The following is an 18,451-nucleotide window of genomic DNA, read 5'->3' as shown; positions in this document are numbered from 1 at the left end:
TCTAAAAATATTCCAGCTTTTGCTTCTTCCTCAAGAAAAAGCCTCTGATAAAGCCATAACCAAAGCCTCCGATGTGCGCCCAATAACCTACTCCTGAAGTCTCCGCAGCCTGTAATTCCAACGATTCCCAACCGGCCATAAGCTGCTGAACAATGTAAAATCCGAGAAACACAAAGGCCGAAACCCTGAACGAGAAGAAGATAAAAAGTACCCTGATCCGTGATGAGGGAAACATGACCAGATATGCTCCCAAACACGCAGAAATAGCTCCGGAGGCCCCTATGCATGGGATCGAACTGCCCTGCAATACAAAACAATGAACTAATGCAGCAATAACTCCGCCGGCTAAATAGAAAAAAAGAAACCGCAAGCTGCCGATAGTTATCTCAATATTATCAGCAAAGATCCAGAGAAACATCATATTGCCGATCAGGTGCATCCAACCTCCATGTAAAAACATGCTGGTAACAAGCGTATGAAGGTTTTGCCCGCGCCATATTTCTGCCGGGACAGCACCATAAGCATAGAAAAAATTCTCCATCTGTTCCGGGCTAAGCTGAAGCTGTTGCCAGAAAATGTAGCAGTTAAAAATAATAAGCAGGTAGGTAAAAATGGGTTTCGAGCGCCCCCTTACGTTATCATCTCCTATCGGGAAAAACATAGATTAATTTAATTTTAAGTTCAGAGGACTCGTAATTCTCATTTGCGATGTATGTGTAGTGGACCAGCCGCCTATTTAAAGCACCAACCGGATTAGAATTTTCAATAGTATAATACAGGCGAAGGGATGCTAAAGTTTGGTAAACACATTCAATCAATAACCGGATCCATGGCTTTCGATCCCGAAACCGTTAATTACTGTTTTCATCATCATTGAGATTTTTGTTCTGCTTTTTCACATCGGTTTCCATTTCTTTAAAATTAAATATAGACAAACAAGTTCAATTGAAACGAAAGCCTTGCACAAAAGACTTACTTGCTTTACAGATTTCGCTGAGACTAGCCCCGGTAAATTAGAGATAATGCATTAGAATCAAGAGGAATACAATATCATGTTCATTTTAAACACTAAAAACACATGCAGATGGCTTTTCCCGAAACGAAATAAATTATACGATATGGGTTGTAACATATTTTCTTAAAAAGAGTAGAATACAGAGCGTTTCCGCTATAAGATCCGGAAGCCTGAAACCCTGATTTAATGCTCCTGTTATCAGCTGCTTAGGCACCTGAAAAGGCTTAATGTATGTTTAGAATCAAAAATATCACTTACTTTCTATCTCTGCTCCTAACAACTTGTGTGTGTTGTTTTATCGTACCAGGTTATGCTCAAAGAAAAGAAGTTCATTTCTCACATCTCACCAATATCGACGGGCTTTCGCAAAGCACGGTTTCTGTAAGCCTGAAAGACAGGTACGGATTTATGTGGTTTGGTACCCAGGATGGATTGAACAAATATGATGGTTACAAATTTACCGTTTATCGCAATCAACCCAATAATCCAAAGAGCCTGCGCAAAAATCATATCTTATCTTTATTCGAAGACAAGGCTGGAAATCTATGGGTTGGAACTCTTTTAGGAGGAGTTAGCAGATACGACCGCACCAACGATTGCTTCATAAACTACATCGAGGAACCGAATAACCCCAAAAAATTAAGCCATTCGGTAGCAACTACCATATACCAGGACAAGCAAAACAATTTATGGGTAGGCACCTATTGGAACCTTAATTTACTAAACCCCAAAACAGGCGAGGTTACCAGATTTATATCAAATCCGGCCGATCCCAATACCATTAGCAATGATGGCATAACAGCGATTATCGAAGACAGTAAAGGCAATTTATGGATTGGTACATCTAATGGATTAAATATCTACAACCGCCGCTCAAAAAAATTCACACGTTTTTTTCATGATGAAAAGAACCCAGGTAGCTTGAGCAACAATATTATCACCAAGATAGCCGAAGACAAAAAAGGCAACTTGTGGATTGGAACAATGGGCGGTGGTCTAAATTTATTTAGTCATTCAAGCCGGACATTCAGGTCATTTTTATCGGATGGGGCAAAGCCGTCGAGCCTGAGCAATAACAACATCTCGGACATCACCGATGCTGGTAATGGATATCTGTGGTTAGGTACGCAAAGTGCTTTAGACTTATTTAACACGCGTACGGGCGAATCTAAGCATTATTACAGCAATCCGCTCGACCCTAATTCTTTGAACCGAAACAGTTCTGTGTCGTCTCTACTGCTCGACAGGGATAATATTCTATGGGTAGGCACTAACGACGGAGGGATGAATAAGTATGATAAAAATTTATCTTTCTTTAAAACTTACAGAAACCACCCTGCCGATCAAAACTCTCTGTCATTCAACTCTGTGACCTCATTCGCCGAGGCCGTGAATGGGGATATATGGGTGGGTACGAGTGGCGGTGGTCTGAACTTGTTTAAGCGCAATGAAAACCGGTTTATCAGGATCAACGCCAGTCCAAGCCGGGGCAACCCGTTCTACACATACAGCGTTCTGGCCCTATATCCGAGTAAACATGGCAACCAATTGTGGTTGGGCACCTATGGATCGGGGCTCCATTTATATGATCAAAATGGCAGACATTCTAAGGTCTATACAAAGGGCCACTCGGAAAAGCAGTTAAATAACGAAAATATCTACGCTATATTTGAAGACAGTAGAGACAACGTGTGGATAGCTACCAACGGGGGAGGCGCGAATATTCTGGATCTTAAAACCGGTATTATTCAAAAACTCCGCTCTGATGCGGTGAATAAGTCAACTCTTTCCGGCGACTTTGTAAGAGCGTTTTGTGAGGATACAGATGGAGAAATCTGGATCGGCACCACTTCAGGCTTATCTATTTATAACCCTGTTACAAAACAGATCAGGCGATACGACGCGGACTTTAAATACCTCCAAAGTTCAAATATAAATTCGCTTTACTCTGATAAGAACAACAATATATGGATCGGTACGGCAGGCGGCGGACTAAGCGTATTAAATAAACGCAGCCAAAAACTACGCACGTTTACGCAGGGTGATGGGCTGTCCGATAATACCATTAAAAGCATTGTGCCCGACGCCCGTGGAAACCTTTGGTTTGGAACTAATAATGGGTTAAGCAGGTTTACCATCTCGACCGGGAAAAGTAAGAACTTTACAATTTTCCACGGATTACAGAGCCATGAGTTTTCTTCCGGCGCCGCAATTCTTACCAAAGCCGGCGAAATTCTGGTCGGAGGTGTAAACGGATTCAATATTTTCCATCCGGCAAGTCTGCCAGAGAACAAGAACCTCCCCCGGGTGCTGATCACTGATTTCAAACTATTTAACAATTCGGTAAAAGTTGGCGATAAAGATTCTCTTCTCAGGCAGCATATCGCAGAAACAAAACAGATAGTGCTTGGGCACGATCAATCGGTAATCACATTTGAATTTACTGCTTTAGATTTCACCATCAGCTCTCATAACCAGTATGCTTATAAGCTGGAAGGTTTTGATAAGGATTGGAACTATATAGGCTCCGAGCGGAAAGCAACCTATACCAATTTAAATCCTGGTACTTATACGCTGCGGGTGAAAGCCAGTAACAATGATGGTGCATGGAATGAACAGGGCACCAGTATTGAACTAATTATTACTCCACCCTTCTGGATGACCTGGTGGTTCAGGTTACTGTCGGTATTATTATTCCTTGCAGCGGTGTATGCCATTTACTTATATCGAATCCGGGCTATCGAAGCTAAAAAAGAAGAGCTTGAGCAGCAAGTGCAGGAACGAACCGAAGAAATAAGCAAACAGGCCCGTGAGCTGGCTGATATGAATTCGGAGCTGCAATCTCAGGCAGAAGAACTCCAGGCGCAGTCGGAAGAGTTGCAGGCACAATCTGAAGAGCTTCACTTTCAAAAGGAAGAAGAGCGCAAAGCCCGCGAAGAAGCAGACCGGGCCAACCAGGCTAAAAGCACGTTCCTGGCCACTATGAGCCACGAAATCCGAACGCCAATGAATGGCGTGATCGGAATGTCGTCCCTGCTCTCACAAACCGACCTATCGCCCGAACAAAAAGAATATGCCGAAATCATCCGCAACAGCGGAGAAGCATTATTAAGTGTGATCAATGATATTCTCGACTTTTCAAAGATCGAATCGGGTAATATGCATCTTGATCCCCACGACTTTGACTTAAGGCGATGCATTGAAGAAGTTCTGGAAATATTTACCAGCAAAGCTGCCCATCTGGGGCTCGATTTGATGTATCAGATTGATCACCGCATTCCGGCTCAGATCCACAGCGATGGCATGCGCTTAAGGCAGATTCTTATCAATATGGTAGGTAATGCCATAAAATTCACTAAACATGGTGAAATATTTATTGGCGTTACTCTTCTGAATGATCCATCAGAAAGCAAAATGGATCTGGGATTTGAAGTAAGAGATACGGGTATCGGTATCCCGAAAGATAAACTATCAAAGTTATTCAAAGCGTTTTCGCAGGTAGACTCTTCAACCACCCGTAAATACGGCGGTACCGGACTTGGACTGGTGATATCTGAACGACTGATAGCATTGCTGGGTGGAGAAGTATCTGTATCGAGCGAGGTAAACGCAGGCACCACTTTTAGCTTTAATATTCAGTGCCAGACAAGCCAAACATCGTCAATAAGGTATACTGCTTTAAGGTTGAATGGCTGTGAGGGCAAGAGAGTATTGGTAATAGACGATAATCAAACGAATCTTAAAATCATCCAGCTTCAGCTTGATCAGTGGGGAATAGTCACGACGCTGGCATCGTCGGGCCGTGATGCATTGGAGTTAGTTGCAGCCCATAATTTCGATCTGGTTATTTCGGATATGCAAATGCCTGAGATGGACGGAACCGAGGTGAGTACCCGGATTAAAGCCTTAAAGGCCGATTTACCAATAATTTTGCTGAGTTCGGTTGGCGATGAATCAAGAAAGAAATATGCTCATCTTTTCTCTGCCATCCTCACCAAGCCGGTTAAACAGAATAGCTTGTTCGAGGTGGTGCATCAGGCCCTGAAGAACGAAAAGATCAGCAACACCGCAGTTGCAGATACCAGGACAACACTGTCGGTGGATTTCGCAGAAAAAAATCCGTTTAAGATCTTGATTGCAGAAGACAACCTTATCAATCAAAAACTGATCGTTAAGGTATTAAGTAAGCTCGGATATACCTCGTCTATTGCGAATAATGGAAAAGAAGTATTGGCGATGCTTAGTGCTGAGTTCTACGAGTTAATATTTATGGACATCCAGATGCCTGAAATGGATGGGCTGGAAGCAACAAAGATTATCCGTGAAACCTGCGAACAGCAGCCGCTCATCGTTGCTATGACTGCAAACGCCATGGAAGAGGATAAAGAAGCCTGTATAAGAGCCGGTATGGACGACTATATATCGAAGCCGATTAACCTGAAAGATTTGATGGAATTAATGGAAAAACAGACGACGAATAAGATTACGCTGTATTAGAAAGATGTATCGTTTGCGACAGATGGAAACGATGCTCAGATATAAAACAAACGAGGGACAGCCTTGAAGCCGTCCCTCGTTCATACTACTAAGTAATTTGTCTAAAACCTAAAAGCAAGGCCGATAGAAGCTCTTATTCCCGCCCATGGTCCATCAAAATCCACTCTGGCGCCACTGGCATCGACAGTGACTTCACTATCCACTAGCGGAATTTCGAGGTCTTCAAGTTCCTCTCTCAAGGCCTCCTGTTCGTCTTCAGACAAGGTTTTCGTTCCTTTTAGAAATCCCTTCGAACTTCCATATTGCGGACCGAGAATTGACCAATCTAAATAAATTAGCTTACTCAGTTTCCACTGCGCGCCAAACAGAAGACCTCCAGTTGTAGTTTTTAACTCGCCATTTAATGGAATTTGTTCTGTTTGACTCATTCCTCCCTCTTCAAACTCATACTCAAACGATGGTAACTTGGCAGTGTACTTCGCAAAACGAGCGAAAGGTGCAATGTAGAATCCGCGGAAAACTCCTTTTCCGAAATAGAATTTAATTTCGGGCGTAATCGCAGTATTTCCAGTTCTGAAGCCATCAACGTGCTTGAATGTTTCGGGATCGTCTATAATACTTTCCAAATTGCTTTTAAACGGAAGCTCGCCTTCCGGCATTACGCGGTATCCTATTCCTAATGAAATTTTTCTACCGATTTTACGCTCATAGCTAAACGAGTAAGTATTTAATGCCAGCGATGTCAAACTAACCTTAATCAGGTTTTTCCCCATCCCCTTTACTTTTACACTGTCTGTTTGAGCATTTGCTTTTACAGAAAGTACCGCCAGAGCAGTGATAAACAATAATTTAGTAAAATTTCTCTTCATACGATTAAGTTTTATTTAAAACAGGCAGAAAGATACTTTTATTGAAAGAATTACACAATACCCGGAAATAGGTATTTTGTTTACAAACTTTTTGAAAATACCTGACTTTAGGTATTGTAACTTTCAATTAAAGTGCTGTTATTTACCGAAACAAACACAAAACAACATGAAAAAACTTTACACATTAATTTTCGCATGCCTCATCTCAGGTGTTGCAATGGCTCAGGAAACTTCTGGCACTACTGCGTCTGGCATTAAGTATGGTATTAAAGCTGGGGTGAATTTTGCAAAAGTAGGCGTTTCGGGTGAAGGCGCTGAAGATTGGGAAGAAGGCTTAAAAGCACAGACATCTTTCCAGATCGGCGGTTACGCTGACATTGCTTTAGGAAGTTCGTTCTCCATTCAACCTGGTTTAACTCTGTCAGGAAAAGGATTTAAACAAGAGGTAGAAGACTACAAATTCAGTAGAAATGTGATGTACTTGGAGATCCCAGTAAATGCTGTATACAAAATCGGCGGTCTTTATTTGGGTGCTGGCCCATACGCAGGTTTGGCACTTTCTGGAAAAGATAAAGACGAAGAAGAAGGTGAGGATTCTGAGGAGGAAAAATTGAAGTTTGGGAGTGATGACGAAGATGATATGAAAGGAACTGATTTTGGTGTGAATCTTTTAGCGGGTTACCAGTTATCAAACGGTGTGAATTTTGGCTTGAATTACGGATTAGGCCTGAGCAATTTGGCTAACACTCCAGACGGTTCCGATTTCAAAATCACCAACAGAGTATTCTCAGTTACTGTAGGCTTTTCATTCTAAGTATTTACAAAACTTTTCTAAAAAGCGGCCTTCCATACGGAAGCCGCTTTTTTTTATAATACCTCAGCCAATTTCTCCAGCCGCATCCCTCTCGAGCCTTTGATCAAAACGGTAGCCCCTTTTACAGAATCCGACTTAATATTCTTAAGCGCTTCATCCGTGCTTTCATAAAAGTTAGCCCCTTCTGTCTTACATTGATAAAAGGCCTTTCCTATTAATATCTTACGGTCAACATCGAGCTGCAAAGCCTTCTCTGCAATCGCCCTATGTTCATCGTACGACTCATCTCCCAGCTCAAACATATCACCCAAAATTAACACCTTCTTTCCGGCAGATATGGACGCAAAATTATCAAGAGCCGCTGCCATACTGCTGGGATTAGCATTATAATAGTCACAGATCAGCGTATTGTGCTCCGTTTTAGTGATCTGCGAGCGATTATTGCCGGGAACATAGGCGCTTATACCCTCGTTTATTTCATCAGGACTTAAATTAAAATATCGCCCGACGGCTATGGCCACCAGAATATTTTCAAGATTATAAGGGCCCGTCAGGTTAGTTTTTATCCTGTGTCTCTCCGAATCAGAGATCCAGTCGATCGTTAGAAAAGGATCATTTTCTATTAGCTCGCCTTTTAGATCAGAATCTGACGCTGTACTATAATAAAAGACATTTTCCAATTTCCTTTGGCCCGCCATTTCGAGCAAATGCGAGCTGTCTTTATTCAGGAAAACCCGGCCGCCGCTTTGTTTCAGGAAATCGTATAACTCGCCCTTACCTTTCTTAACTCCTTCAAAACCCCCAAACCCTTCAAGGTGCCCCTTGCCAACATTGGTGATAAGTCCGAGGTCGGGTTCTGCTATTTTACAGAGCGATTCTATTTCTTTCTGATGATTGGCCCCCATTTCTACAATAGCAATCTCCACGCTGCGATCTATTGCCAGCAGAGTTAAAGGCACACCGATATGATTATTCAAATTCCCCTGTGTAGCGTAGGTTTTATATTTCACCGAAAGAACTGATTTGATAAGTTCTTTAGTGGTCGTTTTGCCATTAGTTCCCGTAATGCCGACGAAAGGAATATTTAGCTGCCTACGGTGATAATTAGCGAGCTGCTGAAGTGTTTCTAAAACGTTTCCGACCAGGATAGTCTGCTGATTTTTTACAAACCCCGGGTCGTCGATCACCGCGAAGGCAGCCCCTTCATCCAAAGCCTGGCTGGCAAAGATGTTCCCGTCAAAATTATCGCCCTTTAATGCAAAAAACAGGCAACCAGAAGTGATTCTCCGTGTGTCGGTACAAATTACAGGGTGTTGCAGGTAAATGGAATATAAATCTTCTGTGCGCATAACAATCCTTTCTGCAATAATATCAAAATGTACAGAATTGTTAACGAAAACTGCTTTTAATAATCCTCAATAATTTAGATTAGTAAGCTGAAGAAACACTTCGCTCTTTTGCTCTTAAACCCCGTTGCTGCGGAGTAATTTGGATTTAAAAAGCTTTATTCAGATCGACCACTACATTTAAAGGTTCAAATAGAACTACTAAAGTCATGGATTTTCCACATCCGCTGGAGCCGCAATCTCCGATAGCCGGGCTATAGCATCGTCCAGGCTGGTGATATTTTCAAAAGAGATTCTCAACGAGTTTTTCACTTCCTTAAGATTGCAGTCGAACGGATTTTGCTGTACATATTGCAGCAACCTGTTAAATTGTTCGGTTTCAAAATATCGCGACTGCTGATCGGAGATAAAATAACCCTTCAAAGAATTTTTTTTGAAGGAGATCTTTTCGAAGCCGATTGCTTTACCCAACCATTGCAGTTTTAAGGTTTTGAGCAGCTCCCGAACGGGTTTCGGAACAGGTCCGAACCTGTCTTGCAATTTGAGTGCAAAAGCCTCCAATTCTTCCTCTGTTTCTAATTTTGAAATCTCTGTATAAAGGTTATATCGCTCGGTGATATTGGTTACATAACTATCAGGGATCAAGACTTCGAGATCCGTATCGATTTGCGTAAATGATATAAAGGGCCTGGGTTTCTCATCTTTAAACAGATCCTTAAACTCATCATCTTTCAACTCCTGAATAGCTTCATCCAGGATTTTATGATACATCTCAAAGCCAATCTCGGCAATAAATCCGCTTTGCTCGGCTCCCAACAGGTTCCCGCTTCCGCGGATATCGAGGTCGCGCATCGCCACGTTAAATCCGCTTCCGAGGTCGGAAAACTCTTCTATGGCGCTTAACCGTTTTCTCGCTTCGGAAGTCAGGGTGGACAGAGGAGGACTTAACAAATAGCAAAAGGCCTTCTTGTTCGACCTGCCAACACGCCCCCGCATCTGATGCAAATCACTTAAGCCAAACATATGCGCATGGTTGATGAGAATGGTATTAGCATTTGGAATATCCAGTCCGGCTTCTATGATTGTAGTAGCCACAAGCACATCGTATTCGCCGTCAACAAACTTTAGCATCACATCTTCAAGGGCATCGCCGTCAAGCTGACCATGAGCTATTCCAATACGAGCCTTCGGTACCAGTCGTTGAATCAGGCCTCCTAACTGCGCCAGATCCTGCACCCGATTATGGATGAAAAATATCTGCCCATGGCGATCAACCTCAAACTCAACAGCTTCCTTGATCAGCTGCTCGTTAAAAACGTGCAGTTCTGTTACTACAGGTTGCCGGTTGGGTGGTGGAGTAGAAATGATCGACAAATCGCGAGCACCCATAAGTGAGAAATGCAATGTCCTTGGAATAGGCGTGGCAGTCAAGGTGAGAGTATCTACATTCGCCCGCATTTGCTTAAGCTTTTCTTTTACCCCCACACCAAATTTCTGCTCCTCGTCTATAATTAAAAGACCCAGATCTTTAAACTTTACATCCTTGCTCACAATTCGGTGAGTACCGATGATGATGTCTACTTTCCCTTCTTCGAGTTTCTTAAGTGTCTCTTTAATTTGTTTAGCAGATTTAAAGCGATTGATGTAATCGATATTGCATGGAAAATCAGCCAGGCGAGAACTGAATGTTTTATAATGCTGTAAAGCGAGGATAGTGGTAGGCACCAGAATCGCTACCTGCTTACTGTCTGTTACAGCTTTAAAGGCGGCCCGAACAGCAATCTCCGTTTTTCCAAACCCAACATCGCCGCAAACCAGGCGATCCATAGGGTGAGGCGATTCCATGTCTTTCTTTACGTCAGCCGTGGCTTTCTCTTGGTCGGGGGTATCCTCATACAGAAAAGAGGCCTCCAGCTCAGTCTGCAGATAAGTATCGGGAAGAAATGCATTACCCGTCTGGGCCTTACGAATAGCGTAAAGCTTTATCAGATCGCGGGCAATGTCTTTAACTTTTTTTTTTGTTGTCTTCTTCAGCTTTTCCCAGCTGTCGGTTCCCAGCTTATTCATTTTAGGAACGGTACCTTCTTTTCCGGAATATTTAGAAATCCGGTTGAGGGAGTTAATGTTCACATACAGCAGATCGTTGTCCGCATAAATAAGACGAATCATCTCCTGGGTTTTTCCGTTCACTTCAACCTTTTCCAGGCCTGCATATTTTCCTATTCCGTGATCAATATGAGTGATGTAGTCGCCGGATTTTAGTTCTTTAAGCTCCTTAAGCGTTATAGCCTGCGAACGGGTATATCCCTTCTTTAACTTGTATTTATAGTACCTGTCGAAAATTTGGTGATCAGTATAACAGGCCAGTTTTTTTCCGTAGTCAATAAACCCTTCCCGTAAGGAAAGATTTATTGAATTGAACTTAACGGTTTTATCGATATCATCGAAAATAGCATACAGACGCTCGGCCTGCCTGGCCGAATCTGTAAAGATGATATTAGTCAGCTTCTCAGATTCATTCTTTTTAATATTATGAATAAGCAGGTTAAAATCTTTATTAAATGATGGCTGTGGCCTTAAATCGAACGATATGGTTTCGGTAGGCTGATAAAAAAATTGCTTTCCGAATTCCAGCACGGCGAAGTCTTTTAATTGATCTGCCAAAAGTTTCTCATCCGTAAAACTGAACTTAGGATCTATCCAATCTGGGTTTTGGTTTTTGAGGTTCGCGTCAAGCGCCTTCCAAAGCTCTGCCGCCTTTTTATAACCCTCTTTTAAAATATCCAGGGTAAACTGAACATCTTTAAACCAAACGCTGGTGCCCGAATCGATATACTCTAGAAGCGAAATATTGTGCTCGGTTAAAAACTTAGATTGCACATTCGGTACGATGGTAACGCTTTTTACATGTTCTAAAGAAAGCTGGTCCTCTATTTCGAAGGTGCGGATGCTTTCTATAAAGTCGCCAAAGAACTCGAAGCGGTATGGAAGATCGTTTGAAAAGGAAAAAATATCGACAATGCCACCACGGATAGAGAACTGACCGGGGGCGTAAACAAAATCAACGCGCACAAAATCGTATTCGATCAAAAACTCGTTAATGAAATCGATATTTAATTTATTTCCCTGTGAAATCTCGAGCGTATTTTTCTCCAGCGAATCGCGGTTGATTACCCGTTCGGCTAATGCTTCAGGATATGTAACAATCAGCTTTCCGAATTCGGTAGAGTGGATGAGCTCATTCAGCACTTCGGCCCGTTGAAGCACATTCCCTGGATCGGGTTGTGTAAATTCAAAAGGCTTTCTGTAGGATGAAGGAAACATCAGTATTTCCTTGTCTAAAATATTTTCCAGGTCGCTCTGGAAGTAGGCTGCTTCCTCCCTGTCGGGAAAGACGAAAAGGAGGTTAGAATGATTTAGAAAATAGAAGGCAGAAGCAATCATGGCATCACTCGAGCCAATAAGACCTTTGAGGTGAATTCTGGGATGTTTTGCCGAATTCAAAGCTTTCGCCAAAGCCTCTACCCTGGAATCGCTCTTGTATAAATTTAATATCTCCCTTATGTTCACGTTCAAATTTCCGAATGCAAATATACCTGCTCCTCCTAATTTAATATCAAAAGCTAGCGAAATTGTTTGGAATAATCTTTTTGGTTCTGAGATTCGTCAGATTAACACTATACAACAAGATAGTGTACATTAAAAGATACAATGAATCTGACTGGGTTTGTTATAAAAAGCCGCCAGGAGACTTAATAAGCCGTTTTTATCAACTCTCAAGGCTTTGGTGTGTTTTTTGAATTAATATTTGCAAATATTTAATTTAATTGTTATGAAACGGTCACCATCTTTTAAGCTTAAATTATTTTGCATGTTTACCGGAATCTTATTAGGAGCCTCTGCCATCAACTCTTGCAACAGCAGCGAATTCCAAAAAGTAGAAGTAACACAAGCAAAGTAAACCTCATTGAAGGAACAGCAATCATACAGCACCCAAGAGGGTACACACTTTACTCCCCTGAAACCCTGACAGGGGTTTATTCCTATTTTTACATCCCAGCCACCTCGTCCGTACTTCCATATTTTTCGTTATCTTAAAGTTTCCGCCTCTCCGGGTGGAAAAATTAATTTAAACAACAATTACAGGAACAATTTTAACAGAAAGAATGTTAAATCAACAAACACTTTCTATAAACTGAAACGTGAAATCGTCAGAGCCTAACAATCAGCGATGTATGATTTATTGCGAAACCAAATTAATTTAAAATGAAAAACGCACTTAAGTACGGGTTACTAATCGGCGCCTTATCTGCCGCCTGGATTTTATTAATGCATTTTGTGGGGGCATACCACCAAACTAAAGAGGGGCCTTTAAACATCCATTGGATGGAATATTTATCGGTGATCATCCCGTTTACCGGGCTATATTTAGGAATAAAAAACTATAGAAATAATATCAACGGTGGGCGTCTGGAATTTTTTGAAGGTCTGATTGAAGGGTTTAAAATTCTTTTGGTAGGATTTGTTTTGTATGCGGCGGCGAGTACTCTCTATGTCCAATACGCCGATTCGCAGTTGTTAACTATGGATTATTATCAACGTGTCGGCGGTGCAGGCCTTGTTGGCATTCTTTTTAATATCGTAATTTCACTACTTTTAATGAACAGACAGCATAATTTATAGTTGAATATCTCAAAACATTTTGAACTGGTATTTTGGATTGCGGCCTTAACTGCCCTTGCCTGTAGTACGCCTTCCGCTCATCACCATTTTTCATTATGTCCTCTAAGTAATCTCGGCGTTTCATGGTGTCCCGGCTGCGGATTGGGCCGATCTATATCTTGTATATTTCACGGCGACTTGTCCCAGTCCTTCAGTTACCATTGGTTTGGAATTCCGACGTTGGCAATTCTTCTTCACAGAATATTTATTTTAAGTAAAAAATACTTAGTATATTTCTGATTCTAAACCTACTCCAATGTATAAAGACCTATTATTCAACCTGAAAGGAATTACCCCCGAAGAATTTCAATACACGCAACAAATAATGAGTGGTATGGACGAACACCAGGCCCGCCGGTTCGTGATGTTTTATTCAGGAAAGCGGCAAAGTGCAAATGATCTTTTGCTGTACACCTTGCTTGGGCTGGTGATTATAGCCGGCATTCAGCGGTTTGTTACCGGACAAATCGGAATGGGCATTGTCTATCTGCTCACCTTCGGATTATGTTTTATCGGTACTATTGTGGATGCGGTGAATCACAAAAATATGGCTAACGAGTTCAATCAAAAAATGGCTCTTGAATGCGCTCAACTGGTAAAGATGGGAATGTAAAATGTCGTCCGAAACGGGAAAATGGATCATTGTTGCCGGCGCCGTTATAGCTGTACTTGGCGCTATTGTTTATTTTTGGGGTAACAAGCTTCATTGGATCGGAAATCTTCCCGGAGATATCCGCATTGAACGGGAAAACTTCAAATTCTATTTCCCAATCACCACCATGATAATTGCAAGCCTCTTAATAAATCTGATCATCCGCTTGTTCAGATGGCTTAACTAATGTTACTTTGCACCATTATGCAAAGCTTGCCTGTTAACTTACAGACTTTTATTATTTCCGGCCTGATTAACGCACTGATCATCGTGCTGTTCTGCCGTAGTCTGATTAAAGCGCTGTCTTACGTAAGCCCCGAAAACAGAGCCATAAGTCAGCTGATGATCTGGCTCCTACTCCTGCCGGGAGTGAACAAGGTCCTGAACTTTCTCGTAGTGATCGGAATGTCAAAATCTATTGCCAATGAATTAAAAGACCGCGAGTTTGAAGACGTTAAGCGCCCGGGGTTTATTTCGGGGATGATTTTTGCAATACTTTCGGTAATTTTTGAGGTAATTTTTCCTTTAGCGCTGATCTACATTCCGGTTGTGAAAGAATACATGACGATAATTTCTGCAGCAGCTTTCCTTCAGATAATTTTCTTCATTCAATATTGGATGAGAATTAACTGGTACAGACGGATCCTTGAAAAAGATTCGGAGAACGAGCTTGAAGAATTATGAAATTAAAAGATTTGACATATTTCTTAGAATCAGTTGCGCCGCTGTCCTATCAGGAAGACTACGACAATTCTGGATTAATCTGTGGGTATCCCGACCAGGAGATCACCGCAGCGCTTATTTCGCTCGACTGCACTGAAGCCATCGTAAACGAAGCCATCGAAAAAGGATGCAACCTGATTATATCCCACCACCCCATTGTTTTCAAGGGCCTCAAAAAATTCAACGGCAAATCCTACGTAGAGCGTGTGGTTATCAAGGCCATTAAGAACGACATTGCCTTATATGCCATTCACACTAACCTTGACCACATCCAGAATGGCGTGAACTGGAAAATATGTGAAAAGCTCGGATTGAAAAACCCCGGAATCCTTTCGGCAAAAGACGGCTTATTAAAAAAATTAAGCACTTTCGTTCCAGTTGAGCATGCCTCTAAAGTAAGAGACGCTCTTGCAGCCGCCGGAGCGGGAAAGATCGGCGATTACTCGGATTGCAGCTTTAATGTAGAAGGATTTGGCACTTTTAAAGCCCTGGATAATGCAAATCCCTTTGTGGGCGAACGAGGAGAAATCCACCAGGAAAAAGAAATTAAGATCGAGGTAATTTTTTCGGCCTATCAGCAAAATGACATTATTTCAGCTCTCAAGGCCTCACATCCCTATGAGGAGGTTGCATACGACATATACCAGCTCGCAAACGCCCATGAGAAAGTAGGAGCCGGAATGATTGCTTCCCTTGAGAAAGAAATGGACGAAGAAAGCTTTTTGCAACTCGTGAAAGAAAAATTGAATGCGAAAGTAATCAGACACACTGCTTTAACCGGTAAACCGGTATCGAAAGTTGCGGTGTGCGGCGGCGCGGGAAGCTTCCTTTTAAAGAAAGCTATTGCAGCCGGAGCTAATGTATTTATAACGGGCGATTTTAAATATCACGAATTTTTTGACGCTGAAAACAGGATAGTGATTGCCGATGTCGGACATTTTGAAAGTGAGCAGTTTACACAGGAATTGTTGTTTGAAATTATTCGGAAAAAATTTCCTAACTTTGCACTCCGTTTAACAGAATTTAATACAAACCCCATAAATTATTTAATTTAATGGAACAAACAGTAGAACAGAAGCTTAAGGCGTTATACGCGCTGCAAAATATACATACCAAGGTTGATAAAATCAAGCAGGTACGCGGCGATCTTCCTATGGAAGTTGCAGATTTAGAAGATGAAGTTGCTGGCCTTGAAACCCGTATACAGAAAATCAAAAGCGACCTTGATGATTTCGAAGATGCTATTGTTACCCGCAAAAATATGATCAGAGATGCTCAGGCTGCGGTTAAAAAGTACGAAACCCAGTTAAATGATGTGAAAAACAATCGTGAGTACGATGCTATTTCTAAAGAGATCGAAATTCAGGGTTTGGAGATCCAGGTTTGTGAAAAGAAAATAAAAGAACTCGGCTTCGACATCGTCAACAAAACTCAGGTTTACGAAAGAGCTGTTGCAGACATCGAAGAACGCCGCAAGGATTTAGAGATCAAAAAAGCAGAGCTTGAGAATATCACTGCCGAAACTCAAAAAGAAGAAGACGAACTAATTGCTAAAGCTAAAGAAGCCGAACAATTTATAGATGAGCGTTTATTAACCGCCTACAACCGTCTTCGTAATAACTCTAAAAACGGATTGGCTGTTGTAACTATTCAGCGTGATTCATGCTCTGGCTGCTACAACCAAATCCCTCCTCAGCGTCAGTTAGATATCCGTCAGCATAAAAAAGTTATCGTTTGCGAGCATTGCGGACGTATCCTTGTTGACGAAGCTCTGGCAGGAGAAAAGATTGAAGAAACAGTATAAAAAAGTTTTATGACAATAAGAAAGCGCCCAGAGATGAGGCGCTTTTTTGCTTTAATAAGGTTTTGGGAAATGCCAGATCTTCTCGGGTGTAACGCAAATATCCAGGGGGATATCGTAAACATCAACATCTGTGATTACCTCCTCGGGGCCAAAATACGAGATACCGACTTTATAAACATCCGCACGGCAGCCTGCTAAAAATCTATCGTAAAAACCCTTTCCGTATCCAATCCGGTTTCCCTGCTTATCATAAGCCAAAAGCGGAATTATCACCAGATCAATAGCCCTCGATTCCACCTCGATGCCATCTTCGGGCTCGGTTATTCCCCACTGATTCATAGCCAAAGGAGTGCTCTCTTCCCACAAAATATTACTGAGCGTATGGCTTTCTATATTACTTTTAGGAAGTACAAAGCTTATTCCGGGTTGAAGGCTCCTAAAATGCTCTTTAAGCAATAAACAGTTGAACTCTTGCTTCCCGGTGATAGGATAAAACAGGTGCACAAACTTAATATCGCCTAAAAGCAAATTTTTAAACTGCTCAATAACCTGTTGGCTTAAAGCCAGAACATCATCCGGCGATAAGCCTCTCCGCTTCTGCAGATAAAGATTTCGTAAGTCTTTTTTATTCACTATGCTAAAATAGCAAATCGCGCTTGAGATCTGATGTAAGATTTAAACCTTCGCTACCTGGCTTATAGCCATAAAAAAAGCGGCCTTAGTTTGCTTAAGGCCGCTTTCTGATGAGGTTTGAAGATCTACTTAACTCTTTCAATATATTCGCCCGTACGGGTATCCACCTTCACTTTATCACCAATATTAATAAACATCGGTACTTTTATTTCGACTCCCGTCTCAACAGTGGCATTTTTTAATGCATTCGTCGAAGTATCGCCTTTCACTGCCGGCTCTGTGTAGCTGATTTCGAGTTCAACACTTGTAGGCGCCTGGGCAATTATCGGCTCATCACTCTCGAAAGCAATGATAACATTCATCCCGTCTTTTAAAAACCTTGCGGAGTCACCGAACAGAAATTTCGGAATATTAAATTGCTCATAAGTGTTATTATCCATTACCACGAAGAAGTCGCCTTCATCATACAAATACTGATAGTCGTTAGTCTCTACCCTGCAAATCTCAACCTCTTCATCGGTACGGAAACGATATTCTACCAGCTTTCCGGTTTTTACGTTCCTCATGCGGGCCTGATAAAAAGCGCGTAAATTTCCCGGGGTGCGGTGTAAAAACTCTTCAACTGTTACCAGTTCGCCATTAAATCGCAAAACGTTTCCGCTTTTAACATCTGAAGCCTTAGCCATATTATATTTGATTGGGCCACAAATATAATCGAATTTGGATAAGGGATAAATAGTTTCGGCCCAAAATTGCTATTTGTAATCCGAAAGCTGAATATGGTTTTCACAAAACTGATATTCGTGCTCCTGGTTAGAGCATACCACCACTAATCTATTCCGGCCGAAATCGCTTATAAGCTTTTGATACCAGCTAATAGCCTGAGTATCGAGGTTTGAAGTAGGTTCGTCCAGAAGCAGTACAGGAGTATCGGTGCAGATAGCCAGCCCGAGTTTGGTACGCTGTTTCATTCCGGAAGAAAAGTACTTAAGAGCTTTGTTTTTTGAGGAGTTAAGCTCAAGCAGATCTATAAGGTTGGACTTATCCGTACCGGCTTGATAAGATTTAAACCGGAAATGAAAATCGATCATCTCGGATAAGGTAAATTCTTCGATTAATTCAAGATAAGGCGCTGCTATGGTTAAGGATGCAAACAGGTCCTCATCGTCAACAAGTTTGCCCTTTGCTTTGGCTGTGATACGTCCTTCTGAAGGGCTCAAACTTCCCGAAATCAGTTGCAGCAAGGTAGATTTTCCGGAGCCGTTCCGGCCTAAAATCGCGTAGGATTTTCCCTGTTCGAAATTATAGTTGATACCCCTGAATATCCAATCCCGGTTAAACCGGCGGCCGATATTTTTGAGGGAGATCTCCATTTC

The 18,451-nt window shown here is 41.8% G+C and carries 16 protein-coding genes; 9 read left to right on the top strand and 7 right to left on the bottom strand.

Annotation, left to right across the window (positions count from 1 at the left end):
* Window position 1: 1 nt before the first annotated feature.
* A complete protein-coding gene (locus J3P43_RS03255; RefSeq protein ID WP_255898961.1) occupies window positions 2-661 on the bottom strand; it encodes a rhomboid family intramembrane serine protease in 660 nt (219 codons plus the stop codon).
* 585 nt (window positions 662-1,246) lie between these two features.
* Between J3P43_RS03255 and J3P43_RS03250 the strand changes: the two genes are divergently transcribed.
* The gene (locus tag J3P43_RS03250) at window positions 1,247-5,512 is read left to right on the top strand and encodes a two-component regulator propeller domain-containing protein (protein ID WP_255898959.1); all 4,266 of its coding nucleotides are present in this window, start codon (window positions 1,247-1,249) and stop codon (window positions 5,510-5,512) included.
* A 101-nt stretch (window positions 5,513-5,613) separates the two neighbouring features.
* Here J3P43_RS03250 and J3P43_RS03245 read toward each other — a convergent pair whose 3' ends face one another.
* Window positions 5,614-6,381 (bottom strand): DUF3575 domain-containing protein, encoded by a 768-nt coding sequence (locus tag J3P43_RS03245; RefSeq protein WP_255898957.1) that lies wholly within the window; start codon window positions 6,379-6,381, stop codon window positions 5,614-5,616.
* Window positions 6,382-6,547: 166 nt separating this feature from the next.
* Between J3P43_RS03245 and J3P43_RS03240 the strand changes: the two genes are divergently transcribed.
* Window positions 6,548-7,195, top strand: a complete 648-nt coding sequence (locus J3P43_RS03240; protein WP_255898953.1) for a porin family protein — start codon at window positions 6,548-6,550, stop codon at window positions 7,193-7,195.
* Between the two features lie 53 nt (window positions 7,196-7,248).
* On the opposite strand, the gene J3P43_RS03235 is transcribed toward J3P43_RS03240, so the two are convergent.
* On the bottom strand, window positions 7,249-8,544 hold the full coding sequence (locus J3P43_RS03235; RefSeq protein WP_255898951.1) for a UDP-N-acetylmuramoyl-tripeptide--D-alanyl-D-alanine ligase: 1,296 nt from the start codon (window positions 8,542-8,544) through the stop codon (window positions 7,249-7,251).
* Between the two features lie 204 nt (window positions 8,545-8,748).
* Entirely contained in the window at window positions 8,749-12,111 is a 3,363-nt protein-coding gene (gene mfd, locus J3P43_RS03230) for a transcription-repair coupling factor (RefSeq protein ID WP_255900182.1), read from the bottom strand.
* A 696-nt stretch (window positions 12,112-12,807) separates the two neighbouring features.
* On the opposite strand from mfd, the gene J3P43_RS03225 reads away from it, so the two are divergent.
* The 7 genes from J3P43_RS03225 to J3P43_RS03195 are packed head-to-tail and all read left to right on the top strand — an operon-like array spanning window position 12,808 to window position 16,442.
* On the top strand, window positions 12,808-13,224 hold the full coding sequence (locus J3P43_RS03225; RefSeq protein WP_255898949.1) for a DUF4199 domain-containing protein: 417 nt from the start codon (window positions 12,808-12,810) through the stop codon (window positions 13,222-13,224).
* Window positions 13,225-13,503 (top strand): DUF2752 domain-containing protein, encoded by a 279-nt coding sequence (locus J3P43_RS03220; RefSeq protein WP_255898947.1) that lies wholly within the window; start codon window positions 13,225-13,227, stop codon window positions 13,501-13,503.
* A gap of 16 nt (window positions 13,504-13,519) precedes the next feature.
* Window positions 13,520-13,876 (top strand): TM2 domain-containing protein, encoded by a 357-nt coding sequence (locus tag J3P43_RS03215; protein ID WP_255898945.1) that lies wholly within the window; start codon window positions 13,520-13,522, stop codon window positions 13,874-13,876.
* A gap of 1 nt (window position 13,877) precedes the next feature.
* On the top strand, window positions 13,878-14,102 hold the full coding sequence (locus tag J3P43_RS03210) for a DUF2905 domain-containing protein (protein WP_255898943.1): 225 nt from the start codon (window positions 13,878-13,880) through the stop codon (window positions 14,100-14,102).
* A 17-nt stretch (window positions 14,103-14,119) separates the two neighbouring features.
* The gene (locus tag J3P43_RS03205) at window positions 14,120-14,599 is read left to right on the top strand and encodes a hypothetical protein (RefSeq protein ID WP_255898941.1); all 480 of its coding nucleotides are present in this window, start codon (window positions 14,120-14,122) and stop codon (window positions 14,597-14,599) included.
* Window positions 14,596-15,693 carry a Nif3-like dinuclear metal center hexameric protein gene (locus tag J3P43_RS03200; RefSeq protein WP_255898939.1) on the top strand — a complete coding sequence of 366 codons (1,098 nt, stop codon included), beginning with the start codon at window positions 14,596-14,598 and terminating at the stop codon, window positions 15,691-15,693. The genes J3P43_RS03205 and J3P43_RS03200 overlap by 4 nt, the downstream gene beginning before the upstream one ends.
* Window positions 15,693-16,442 carry a zinc ribbon domain-containing protein gene (locus tag J3P43_RS03195; RefSeq protein ID WP_255898937.1) on the top strand — a complete coding sequence of 250 codons (750 nt, stop codon included), beginning with the start codon at window positions 15,693-15,695 and terminating at the stop codon, window positions 16,440-16,442. The genes J3P43_RS03200 and J3P43_RS03195 overlap by 1 nt, the downstream gene beginning before the upstream one ends.
* A 51-nt stretch (window positions 16,443-16,493) precedes the next feature.
* Here the strand turns inward: J3P43_RS03195 and J3P43_RS03190 are convergent, their stop codons facing one another.
* The 3 genes from J3P43_RS03190 to J3P43_RS03180 form a co-directional block, all read right to left on the bottom strand.
* Window positions 16,494-17,075 carry a 5-formyltetrahydrofolate cyclo-ligase gene (locus J3P43_RS03190; protein WP_255898935.1) on the bottom strand — a complete coding sequence of 194 codons (582 nt, stop codon included), beginning with the start codon at window positions 17,073-17,075 and terminating at the stop codon, window positions 16,494-16,496.
* Window positions 17,076-17,200: 125 nt separating this feature from the next.
* Window positions 17,201-17,761 carry an elongation factor P gene (gene efp / locus J3P43_RS03185; RefSeq protein WP_255898933.1) on the bottom strand — a complete coding sequence of 187 codons (561 nt, stop codon included), beginning with the start codon at window positions 17,759-17,761 and terminating at the stop codon, window positions 17,201-17,203.
* A gap of 69 nt (window positions 17,762-17,830) precedes the next feature.
* Window positions 17,831-18,448, bottom strand: coding sequence for an ABC transporter ATP-binding protein (locus tag J3P43_RS03180; RefSeq protein ID WP_255898930.1), 618 nt, complete (start codon window positions 18,446-18,448; stop codon window positions 17,831-17,833).
* Window positions 18,449-18,451: the final 3 nt, after the last annotated feature.

Source organism: Paradesertivirga mongoliensis, from assembly GCF_024436395.1.
GTDB lineage: Bacteria > Bacteroidota > Bacteroidia > Sphingobacteriales > Sphingobacteriaceae > Paradesertivirga > Paradesertivirga mongoliensis.
The sequence above is the reverse complement of the archived record's forward strand: the minus strand, read 5'-3'. Positions and strand labels throughout refer to the sequence as shown.

Excerpts from the sequence above, each read along its gene's own strand:
- J3P43_RS03245 (WP_255898957.1), bottom strand. The coding sequence starts at position 6,381 with ATGAAGAGAAATTTTACTAAATTATTGTTTATCACTGCTCTGGCGGTA.
- J3P43_RS03205 (WP_255898941.1), top strand. The coding sequence starts at position 14,120 with ATGCAAAGCTTGCCTGTTAACTTACAGACTTTTATTATTTCCGGCCTG.
- J3P43_RS03195 (WP_255898937.1), top strand. The coding sequence starts at position 15,693 with ATGGAACAAACAGTAGAACAGAAGCTTAAGGCGTTATACGCGCTGCAA.
- J3P43_RS03210 (WP_255898943.1), top strand. The coding sequence starts at position 13,878 with ATGTCGTCCGAAACGGGAAAATGGATCATTGTTGCCGGCGCCGTTATA.
- J3P43_RS03255 (WP_255898961.1), bottom strand. The coding sequence starts at position 661 with ATGTTTTTCCCGATAGGAGATGATAACGTAAGGGGGCGCTCGAAACCC.
- J3P43_RS03180 (WP_255898930.1), bottom strand. The coding sequence starts at position 18,448 with ATGGAGATCTCCCTCAAAAATATCGGCCGCCGGTTTAACCGGGATTGG.
- J3P43_RS03200 (WP_255898939.1), top strand. The coding sequence starts at position 14,596 with ATGAAATTAAAAGATTTGACATATTTCTTAGAATCAGTTGCGCCGCTG.
- J3P43_RS03250 (WP_255898959.1), top strand. The coding sequence starts at position 1,247 with ATGTTTAGAATCAAAAATATCACTTACTTTCTATCTCTGCTCCTAACA.
- J3P43_RS03215 (WP_255898945.1), top strand. The coding sequence starts at position 13,520 with ATGTATAAAGACCTATTATTCAACCTGAAAGGAATTACCCCCGAAGAA.
- efp (WP_255898933.1), bottom strand. The coding sequence starts at position 17,761 with ATGGCTAAGGCTTCAGATGTTAAAAGCGGAAACGTTTTGCGATTTAAT.
- J3P43_RS03240 (WP_255898953.1), top strand. The coding sequence starts at position 6,548 with ATGAAAAAACTTTACACATTAATTTTCGCATGCCTCATCTCAGGTGTT.
- J3P43_RS03235 (WP_255898951.1), bottom strand. The coding sequence starts at position 8,544 with ATGCGCACAGAAGATTTATATTCCATTTACCTGCAACACCCTGTAATT.
- J3P43_RS03225 (WP_255898949.1), top strand. The coding sequence starts at position 12,808 with ATGAAAAACGCACTTAAGTACGGGTTACTAATCGGCGCCTTATCTGCC.